The sequence below is a fragment of the Paenibacillus popilliae ATCC 14706 genome, from assembly GCF_000315235.1.
Lineage (GTDB): Bacteria > Bacillota > Bacilli > Paenibacillales > Paenibacillaceae > Paenibacillus_B > Paenibacillus_B popilliae.
The window spans coordinates 37,035-46,889 of sequence record NZ_BALG01000015.1; the positions used below are offsets into that span (position 1 = coordinate 37,035).

Annotated in this window: 6 protein-coding genes and 2 pseudogenes; 5 read left to right on the top strand and 3 right to left on the bottom strand. The window is 51.6% G+C overall.

Translation table 11 applies throughout. The annotated features are described in order from the left end of the window. Positions 1–72: 72 nt before the first annotated feature. Positions 73–3,663 (bottom strand): DNA polymerase III subunit alpha, encoded by a 3,591-nt coding sequence (locus PPOP_RS01090; RefSeq protein ID WP_006284144.1) that lies wholly within the window; start codon positions 3,661–3,663, stop codon positions 73–75. Positions 3,664–3,818: 155 nt separating this feature from the next. On the opposite strand from PPOP_RS01090, the gene PPOP_RS01095 reads away from it, so the two are divergent. Then, a complete protein-coding gene (locus PPOP_RS01095; protein ID WP_006284145.1) occupies positions 3,819–4,145 on the top strand; it encodes a YtrH family sporulation protein in 327 nt (108 codons plus the stop codon). A gap of 34 nt (positions 4,146–4,179) precedes the next feature. Next, positions 4,180–4,677, top strand: a complete 498-nt coding sequence (locus tag PPOP_RS01100) for a sporulation membrane protein YtrI (RefSeq protein ID WP_006284147.1) — start codon at positions 4,180–4,182, stop codon at positions 4,675–4,677. Between the two features lie 179 nt (positions 4,678–4,856). On the opposite strand, the gene PPOP_RS01105 is transcribed toward PPOP_RS01100, so the two are convergent. Together PPOP_RS01105 and PPOP_RS01110 are read right to left on the bottom strand one after the other, a co-directional pair. Then, positions 4,857–6,191 carry a DRTGG domain-containing protein gene (locus PPOP_RS01105; RefSeq protein ID WP_006284149.1) on the bottom strand — a complete coding sequence of 445 codons (1,335 nt, stop codon included), beginning with the start codon at positions 6,189–6,191 and terminating at the stop codon, positions 4,857–4,859. Positions 6,192–6,831: 640 nt separating this feature from the next. Next, positions 6,832–8,301 carry an anthrax toxin lethal factor-related metalloendopeptidase gene (locus PPOP_RS01110; RefSeq protein WP_042226919.1) on the bottom strand — a complete coding sequence of 490 codons (1,470 nt, stop codon included), beginning with the start codon at positions 8,299–8,301 and terminating at the stop codon, positions 6,832–6,834. Positions 8,302–8,507: 206 nt separating this feature from the next. On the opposite strand from PPOP_RS01110, the gene tnpB reads away from it, so the two are divergent. The 3 genes and pseudogenes from tnpB to PPOP_RS01120 form a co-directional block, all read left to right on the top strand. Further along, positions 8,508–8,714 carry an IS66 family insertion sequence element accessory protein TnpB gene (gene tnpB / locus PPOP_RS01115; protein WP_093470946.1) on the top strand — a complete coding sequence of 69 codons (207 nt, stop codon included), beginning with the start codon at positions 8,508–8,510 and terminating at the stop codon, positions 8,712–8,714. 113 nt (positions 8,715–8,827) lie between these two features. Next, positions 8,828–8,991 (top strand): annotated as a pseudogene (locus PPOP_RS25670) (IS66 family transposase); the annotation flags it as partial. Positions 8,992–9,141: 150 nt separating this feature from the next. Continuing rightward, positions 9,142–9,768 (top strand): annotated as a pseudogene (locus PPOP_RS01120) (PhzF family phenazine biosynthesis protein); the annotation flags it as partial. Positions 9,769–9,855: the final 87 nt, after the last annotated feature.

Sequence of the window (9,855 nt, forward strand, 5' to 3'; positions counted from 1 at the left end):
GACTCGTCTCCTGCATCTGAGACGTATCTAAAATGTATGCCGAAGGGCAGAGAAATGTTCACCGCTTCATCCTTATTTTACGCGTACGCTTCCTTCGCCGAACAGCGCCTCGATGCGCTTGAACAGCTCCGGCGAAGGCTTCAGCGCGTACGAGTCGTTCAGCGCAAGCAACTGCTGCTCGCGCTCGTAGAACAGCACGGTCGGCAGCGGACCGGGCTGCGTCCGGAGGAGCTGCTTGAGCTCCTCCAGTAGTTCCTGCCGCTCACGGTCGAACGTAATCTTGATGTAGACGCGCTGGCGCTTCACCCCGCGCGGCGCGCTCTTGGTGCCGGAACCCGTCGGTGGCGCCTGCTGCGGCTGGCGGGCCAGAGCCGGGCTCGGTGGTCCGGCGCGGTGGCCGGCGGCATCCGGTGCGCCCCTCCCTACCGCAAGCGGCTTCCGCCGGCGGGCGGCAATGCGCTTCGCCAGGCCGGAGACAGCGCCGGCCTCAAGCGGCACCACCTCGTGAGTGAGCAGCTTGAAGCCCTCGTCCTCAAGCTGCACCTTCGCCTGCACCGCCACGAGCGCTCCCTTGCCAACGAGCCGCTCCGCCCGCTTCCACACTTCCGGGAACAGCACAACCTCGGCCCGTTCCACGCGGTCTTCCAGCTCAGCGAAGGCCATCGGCTTACCCTTCTTCGTTGTAATGGTACGGAGCGACACGATCATGCCGACGACGATGCACTCGCTCTCGTCAGGCGCTTCGTGCAGGTCGACAAGCCGGTCGGTGTCGAGTTCCTCTAGCAATTGATCATATTCATCCAGCGGATGCCCGGACAGATAGAGACCGAGCAGTTCTCGCTCCATCTCCAGTTGCCGCGACATCGTGAGCGGCGGGACCTCGGGATAATCGATCATCCAGTTGTTTACCTCGATGAGATCGAGGAACTGGATCTGCAAATCTTCCCGATCCTTGCGCCATTTCCCGGCCGCCTCCAGCGTCTCGTCGATCATCGCGAGCAGTTGGGCGCGGTGCCCCGGCAAGGAATCGAAGGCTCCGCCTTGGATGAGCGACTCGATGACCCGCCGGTTGCAGACACGCAGATCGACCCGCTGGCAGAAATCGAGCAAATCCGCATAAGACCGCTCCTGCCGCTCGAGAAGAATGCTGTCGATTGCCAGCGTGCCGACATTCTTGATCGCGCCCAGGCCGAAGCGGATGCCGCCCACGACTGGCGTGAATGGCACGAAGCTCTCGTTAACATCCGGCGGCAGCACCTCGATGCCCAGCCGCCGGCAATCGTCGATATATTCCGCCACCTTCCGATGGCTGCCCATATTGGCCGTCAGCATCGATGACATGAATTCTGTCGGATAATGCGCCTTCAGATAAGCCGTCTGGAAGGCGAGCACGGCATACGCCGCCGCATGGGCGCGCGGGAAACCGTAGTCGGCGAAGCGGACGATCATGTCGTACACGCGGTTCGCTTCCTCGTCCGAATAGCCCTGCCCCAGACTGCCTTCCACGAAATGCTGGCGCTGCTGATCCAGCACTTCGCGCTTCTTCTTCGACACGGCCCGCCGCAGCAGGTCCGCTTCCCCTAGGCTAAAGCCCGCCATCTTGGAAGCGATATGCATGATCTGCTCCTGATAGACGATAATGCCGTACGTGTCCCGGAGAATCGGCTCCAGGTCGGGATGCGGGTATTCCACCGGCTTCAGACCGTGCTTGCTCTGGATATAATTCGGGATGAACTCCATCGGTCCCGGCCGGTACAGCGCGAGGACAGACACAATATCCTCGAACGAGGACGGCTTCAATTCGCGCAGCACGCGGCGCATGCCGGCCGATTCCAACTGGAATACGCCCGTCGTTTCCCCTCTGCTCAGAAGAGCGTAGGTGGACGGATCCGTGTCGTCCAGCGCGTTCAGGCTGATCTCGTCTCCCGTATCCTTCTTCACCCAGCAGAGTGTACGCTCGATAATGGACAAGGTGCGCAAGCCAAGGAAGTCCATCTTCAGCAGCCCGACCGCTTCCAGATGCTCCATCGAATATTGCGTAAGCGCCGCATGCTCCGTTCCGGCCTGAAGCGGCACGTAATCCGTCAGCGGCTCGCGGCTGATGACAACGCCCGCCGCATGGGTCGAGGCGTGGCGCGGCATCCGCTCCACCTTCGCCGCCATATCGAGCAGTTCGCCAATGCGGGGCTGACGCTCCTTCCATGTGCGCAGCTCGCCGCTTGCATTCAGGGCCTTCGCGAGCGTCATGCCAATCTGGTTCGGAATCAGCTTGGCGGCCCGATCTGTCTCGTTATACGGCACGTTCAGCACCCGGCCGACATCGCGTACGGCCGCCCGTGCGGCCATCGTACCGAAGGTGATGATCTGTGCGACCCGATCATGGCCATATTTGTCCGCGACATAGCGGATGACTTCGTCGCGCCGCTCGTCATTGAAATCAATGTCGATATCCGGCATCGTAATCCGTTCAGGGTTGAGGAACCGCTCGAACAGCAACCGGTATTTGAGCGGATCCACATTCGTTATGCGCAAGCTGTAGGCGACAAGGCTGCCGGCGGACGAACCCCGGCCGGGACCGGTCATAATGCCCTGCTCATGCGCGAAGCGGATGAAATCCCACACGATAAGGAAATAATCGGAGAACCCCATCTTCTCGATCGTGTCCAGCTCATAGTTCAGCCGCTCCTGCGCGGCCGTACGGAACTCCTCGTCTGACCAGGCGGGCAGATCCGCATAGCGCCGTTCAAGCCCTTCCTGGCACAGCCGACGCAAATAACCGGGGGCAGCCACCCCCGGCGGCAGCGGCTCAAAGGAAGGAAGAATCGAGGCGCCAAGGTCCAGCGTTACCTGACATTGCTCTGCAATGCGCGCCGTATTGGCCACCGCCTCCGGAATGTGGCGGAACAGCGCGTTCATCTCTTCCGCCGACTTGAAGTACATCTGGGTGGTCCCCATTTTCAGCCTATCCTCGTCTTCCTTCGTCTTGCCCGTGCCGATGCAAATGAGAACATCCTGCACCGAAGCATCCTCTTCCTCCATATAATGTACGTCATTCGTAACCGCAAGCGGGATGCCCGTCGACTCACTAAGCGCGACGAGGCCGAGATTGACCTTCTTCTGCTCAGGCAGCCCATGATCCTGCAGCTCGAGATAGAATCCGTCCTTGAATACATCGCGGTAACGTTCCGCCGCCTCCCGGGCGGCCTCTTCGTGCCCGTGGAGCATATGATGGGACACCTCTCCTCCAAGGCAGGCGCTCAGCGCAATGATGCCTTCCGCATGCCGGCGCAGCGTGTCCATGTCCACCCTCGGCTTGTAATGGAATCCTTCCAGATGCCCGACGGACGTGATCCGCATCAGATTACGGTAGCCTTCTTCATTCTTCGCCAGAAGAATCAGGTGATAGATCGGCTGCTCCTTGCGGGAGCCCTTTTCATGAAGAGACCCAGTCGTAACATAGGCTTCCATGCCGATTATCGGCTTGACGCCGTGTGCCAGGCACGCTTTATAGAAGGCGATGGTCCCGTACATGACCCCATGATCCGTAAGCGCCAGTGCTTTCATCCCATACTGAGCCGCCCGCGCGGCCAGATTCTCGATGCGAGCCGCACCGTCTAGCAGGCTGTATTCACTGTGAACGTGCAGGTGCACGAACGGTTCCATAGCCTTCCCCTCCCCTTCTTATTCCGTGCCATGTATGAGAACATATTTTCGTCTATCTTGTATTGTATCATATTTTTTCACGGAAATTCTATATATGTATTAAGGACATCTTGTCCGCCAGGCACCTGCGGGAGCAGGAAAGGAGAAGTCATTCAATGGGTACGTTTCTATCCAAAGCGCTCATCGATTTTTTCATCGCCTTCGGCGTTGTGCTGGGCGGATCGATACTGGCCGGCATCGGTGCCGTCGTCGCGCTGCAATCTCCGGTCGATACGATGCAGCATATTTCCGAACAATTGAAAATATGGGCCGTCGTCGCCGCCGTCGGCGGAACGATCGATCCGATACGCGTCATCGAAAGCAATTTCCTGGATGGGAACCTCTCCCCGGTCTTCAAGCAGCTGATCTACATCCTCGTCTCCTTCATCGGCGCCCATATGGGAACCGAACTGATTCAATGGATATGCCGAAGCCGAATTTAGCCGTAGGGTGTAGGTTGCAAGAGGGGGCGATCCTATGCGGTTGAAGTCAGTACCAGGCTGGCTGGGCGATCTCGCATTCGTTCTTGCCGGAGCCGTCCTTGGCGCGGCGGTATACCATGCGATGCACCTGCATCAATTCAACGAACTGATGATGATGAACATCGATCTGCAGGACAGACTAGCCCATTACAAGGCAGAGGCAGAGGACCTGCTTCGCTACAAGAACCGGCGGACGATTATCAAAAGCATCGAGGTTCATATTTATAGACCCGCCACGAGCACGGCTCTTCCCCAGGCCCACGAGACCGAAATCCGGCGCCGCCTGCTCAAGGATTTATCCGGGTTGAAGGGGAGGGATGTGTTCCAGATCGACGAATATTCGAAGCTGGTGGAAAGCCTATTGGCCAACAAGATATATCCCGATGTGCATGAGAAGGACTACACCGTGCTCCTGCGCACGATGCTTGTCACCGAGGGCGTGCTTCACGCGTGGATCGATGTCAAACCTTATATTCCGGCGAAGGTGCCCTAAAAATTGGGGTGCGGCGAAATCTATGATACGCTAGGGACAGCCATAACCTATGAAAAGCAACACTATGCACTTCCAGCGCATTCATGATAGGGTCGGTTCCCCGAAATAACCCGCTCGGGCGCGCAACAAATAGCCTCTGCCCGAGTGGGCAGAGGCTGCTCGCCGTTGGAAGGCGAGGTTCAGTCGTGATCGATCGACTGCATCGTCATCATCGCTTTCGCCGCCAGCAGCTCGCCGTGCCAAATCTCGACCTCCAGTTTGCAGAACTTCCGGCTCATCTCAATCAATTGGGGCTTCAGAGTGACGACATCTTCAATCTGGAGCGGACGGACGAAATACGTGGTGATATTGTCCATCACGTGATCGTAGCTCCGCATCTCCTTGACTGCCCGCAGCGCGGCTTGCGACATCAGCGTCGTCAATATGCCCTCAGACACCGCGCCGAAGCCGTTAACCATCTGGGGCGTAATCCCCCCCCGAAACATCGGATTGCCTTCCTCGTCCCGCTGTTCCTCGAAGCCGTTCCATATCAAATCAACAAACGTTTCGCCCAATTGCGTCTCCTGGCGGGCGTCCCGCAGGGCATTCAGCACCTCGCGGCGCGTCACGACGGCAATCAGCTTCCGGCTTCGATCGACGACAGGCAGCAACTCCACCCCTTCCCACACCATCGTATGGGCAGCCGTCGCCAGCGTTGTCTGCAGCGTAACCGTCAGCGGGCTTCGCGTATACAGCTTCTCGATCGTCTGCTGTGCATCCGCGCCGAGCATATCCTTGTACGTCATCATCCCGATGACGCGGTTCCATTCGTCCACGATCGGGAAGCGGCTATGCCCGGTCTCTTCCCGCATCCGCTCGAACTCCTGCGCCGTGCTGGAAGGACGCAGCACATCCATTTTCGAGTTCAACGTAACGATATCCTCGATAATCATAATTTTCTTCTTGATTAACCGGTCGAACAGCGCGCGGTTAATGATCGAGGCGACGGTGAACGTATCATATTTCGACGAAAAGATCGGCAGATTCAGCGCATCGGCAAGCAGCTTGACCTCGCGGCTGGTGCCGAATCCGCCGGTGATGAGGACGCCCGCACCGTGTTGCAGGGCAAGCCGATGCGCATTCTCCCGGTTGCCGACAATAAGCAGGCTACCGGCATCAATGTAGCGCGCCATCGCGTCGAGCTTCATCGCCCCGATGACATATTTATTCAACGTCTTCTCGAGCCCTTTGCCACCGCCCAACACATGTCCGCCCAATATGTCAACCACTTCACTGAAGGTCAGGTTATCCGACAGATTGCGCGGCTTTTTCTCGACGCGGACCGTTCCTATCCGCTCCTTTGTAATGACGATGCCGATGCTCTCCGCCTCCTTGACGGCACGGTAAGCGGTTCCCTCGCTCACCGACATCTCCTTCGCTAGCTTGCGCACCGATATTTTCGTTCCTGGCTTCAAGCCTTCGATATGATAGAGCAACTGCTCATACTTCGTAACCGTCCCATCATTCCCTCCCATCTGTTACACCCCCGAACTCCGATCTGTTGTACGCTGTATTTATGATAGCATACCTTCAAAGAACGATGCAAAAAGTCGACTTCCGCGCTTTCATCCCTTATCATGTAAGGAAACTCTCTTATCATCCGCGCTGCTGTGCCTGCAGAGGACTGTAAAGTGGGACATCATTTTTAGGCGGGAATTCGATTATAACAGCAGATTCCTTCCCGAAGCTTTGCACGAAAAGCGATGAAAAAAACATTGCGCTCGCCATTAGGGCTAACAAGGGGAAAATCTCCTCCATACTGTCATACTGTTAATACTCCGCTTGGACCGAAATACGTGGCTCTTTTTCTGTGTGGCAAACTGTATATTGAACAATTGTTAATTATAAATGAAAAAAAGTGCATGACGGAGCCGCCCGAATTGGAGAAAATTAGAGGGATGTTGATGGAATGTGATTACTTGGTTTTGTTGCCTTCCTAGCGATATTTGATAGGCTGTTCCGTTAGCTGTTCCGTTAAAGGTGAGGGGTGCATTAGATGCATTGGTTAATACGTTTATACGTACTAACCAATGCACGCCTGTTGATTAACCAGATAACGGTAATTATAATTTAATAAATTGGGAAATCCAATTCCTGAATACTGAAGGCTACGATTTAAAGTACATATCCTTTCTCTTTCAATTTATCTTTTATAAATCTCACAGTCTCAGGAGCTTCTTTCTCAATAGAATCACGATAATAACTTGATGGATATTTCTCATTCCCCATGGAAACCATAGATTTAAAAACCTCTGCAAAAAATTCTTGTGGATTCGTTTTTGCATAGTTGGCATACGTATTTATTTCTGTAATATTATTTTTTTCTTTTTCAAACAGCGCTTTAAACTCTGGAGTGGAAGAAATCCCATTTAGAATTTCTCGATCTATTACATGACCAAATTCATGATGTAATGTACGTAATGTACTTTGGTGTTCATCCAACTGGCTCAGCAAATCTTGATGGGTAGGGATTATCCTCATGTAGGGATTATCACCATTTTCTGGAAAATTTGTAATCCCATCTATCTCTATATTCCTACCAATAGGCACACTTTGAAAAGTAATCCCCGCGCATAGTCTTAATTTTAACAACATATCTCTTAATAAATTATTTGGTATATACTCATTAGTTACTAAATCAAGCATTGCACTTTGAGAATTTTCTATTGCCAACGATACATTAGGACCTGAAAACATAAACCTGCACTGAGCTTTCAAACTCTCTATATCCTTTTCATCAAATCCCTTAGAACGCAATATATTGGATATTGATTTGTTTAAAATGAGCGACTGTGCATCACCTTCTATCAGAATATCATCCTTCGGGACAACAAGCGCTTTCAATTTTAATACTTGCTTTCCAATAACCGTTCCCGCCTGATCAGTTAACTTCATTCCATAATCTAAAGGGAAAATGGTTTGACCGTTTCCTAAATGCGCAAGATAAGTACCAGCCGGAACCTCTAACTCTATTAAAATTCGCTTTTGTGTAAAGAAAGCATTTACTGTGGAATATGGTTCGGATGTTACTAAATTTCCTGCTCGAAAATCTGAAAAGGATCCCATTTTTAAACATTCTATAATTGTATTTATTTTTTTCTCATCTAAATTTAGAAATCCATCTTCTATATCTGGATTCGATGCAAAACCAATATCGGTTGCACTAAAGCTAGTGTATATAGTTTGGGTTTGAGGTGTTTTATTTTCTTCTACTTTAATTAATTTATTCATTTCTTCTATTTCATTCACTTGCTTCACTAATTTAGGATCTGCTCCAGGTTGTTGCGCTAAAAATTGAAGTGCTTGAATATGACCTCGGAATTCAACTAGTAATTTATTTGTTTCATTTGCGTCCTTCTTATAGCTATTAATCATATCCTTTTGACTATTGGTAAAGCTTTTCGTCCAAATTTCGTATCTTTCTTGGCTATAAGCTTCTGCCTTTGCTTTATCCGCTGGGCTATAATGAGTCATAAAATTAGGACTCGTTGTGTCAGCAGCATACGTTATTTCGTTTAATCCTAAGATACTAGTCCCGATAACAAAACTGAAAATTAACACCACCAACTTTTTCTTTTTTTTCATTCTCATCGCTCCCCTGTGTAATCACTTGTTGAAATTAGGTTTGCACTCGCCCCTAATCTCGTATCCATACCTTGTGAATTCCAAGAAGCGGTAGCTTCTTGTACATTCTATATCGGCAAACTGTCTCTTCTTTGTGACAAATGTTACGAAATAAATGAAAAAAAGTGCGTGGCGGAACCATTCGAATTGGAGATCAATTAAAATACATGCGCAAATCCATTGATGGGCTGGCCGCTATGGTACAGGAACAATTTGCGCTCAATCCGTTTTCCTCGGCGCTGTTCGTGTTTTGTAATCGCAGACGGGACAAGCTCAATTCTGCATTGGGATCATGCTGGCTTCTGCTCTACTACCGCAGGCTCGAGCGCGGCTCGTTTCAGTGGCCGCTGGCGGCACAGCTCTACTATGTCTGACGCAGCGTGAGCTGCGCTGGCTGCTCGACGGCCTGATGCTTACCCAGCGCTCAGGTCTCGCCGGAAGTGGCGATCTACACATGGGCAGCAGGATTTTTCCGCCCTCCTGACGAATCTCTCTTTATGAAAAGGAATCGGAATCCCTCACCCTGGAACAACTCCAGCAGCAACATGCCAGGCTGAACAACAAAATACCGAACTGACGGCCAAACTCAATTGGTACGAGGAACAGCTCCGGCTTGCACAGCAGAAGCGCTTCGGGGCTTCTAGCGAGAAGATATCCGGAACGGTGATCGCTGCACGAGATGACCACGCAGACCCGTCGCTAAATAGCGGTGGTTCGCCTCAGGTCAAGGTAGTGCAGCATGATATGTCACTTGTCTGACGTGTAGCTGTTCAAAAATAGAGGCAAAGGTGGAAATATTTCATGAAGTATTTTGTGGTGGATGCATTCGCAGAGAAAGTTTTCGAGGGAAATCCAGCAGGAATCTGTATTATGGATGCTTGGCTTCCCGATGATATCATGCAAAAAATTGCAATTGAAAATAACCTTTCTGAAACAGCATTTGCTGTAAAAGAAGGAGATGGTTATCGGCTAAGATGGTTCACCCCAGGTAATGAGATTGATCTCTGCGGGCATGCAACCTTGGCAACCGCTTATGTTATTGCCAACTACTATGAATTAAATGTTGAGAGAATCAAGTTTCAGACACGAAGCGGAGAACTTGTTGTTGTAAAGAAAGGTGAGCTGTATGAAATGGATTTCCCAAGCAGAATGCCTGATGTTTTTCCACTTTCAGAACAAATGGTCGAAGCACTTGGTGTACGGCCTGTTGAGACCTATTTAGGCAGAGACTTAATGTTCGTACTCGAAAAAGAACAAGATGTATATAATGCTTCACCTGACTTTTCAAAGTTGGTAAACCTGCCGGATGGACTGGGCGTTTCGATCACAGCAAAAAGCGAAAAATATGATTTTGCTTCAAGAAGTTTCTTCCCTAAGCTAAATGTAAATGAGGACCCTGTATGTGGATCAGCGCATTGCAATTTTATAACTTAGCGCCTTATATCCCCCTAGCTTTAGCTAGGGGGATATAAGGCGCTTCGGATGCGAGGTGGCTTTAGCTGCCTTAAGCATTCG

What these genes read in the sequence shown, in the direction of transcription:
- PPOP_RS01090 (WP_006284144.1), bottom strand. Translation starts at nt 3,663, where the DNA reads ATGGAACCGTTCGTGCACCTGCACGTTCACAGTGAATACAGCCTGCTA.
- PPOP_RS01095 (WP_006284145.1), top strand. Translation starts at nt 3,819, where the DNA reads ATGGGTACGTTTCTATCCAAAGCGCTCATCGATTTTTTCATCGCCTTC.
- PPOP_RS01100 (WP_006284147.1), top strand. Translation starts at nt 4,180, where the DNA reads ATGCGGTTGAAGTCAGTACCAGGCTGGCTGGGCGATCTCGCATTCGTT.
- PPOP_RS01105 (WP_006284149.1), bottom strand. Translation starts at nt 6,191, where the DNA reads ATGGGAGGGAATGATGGGACGGTTACGAAGTATGAGCAGTTGCTCTAT.
- PPOP_RS01110 (WP_042226919.1), bottom strand. Translation starts at nt 8,301, where the DNA reads ATGAAAAAAAAGAAAAAGTTGGTGGTGTTAATTTTCAGTTTTGTTATC.
- tnpB (WP_093470946.1), top strand. Translation starts at nt 8,508, where the DNA reads ATGCGCAAATCCATTGATGGGCTGGCCGCTATGGTACAGGAACAATTT.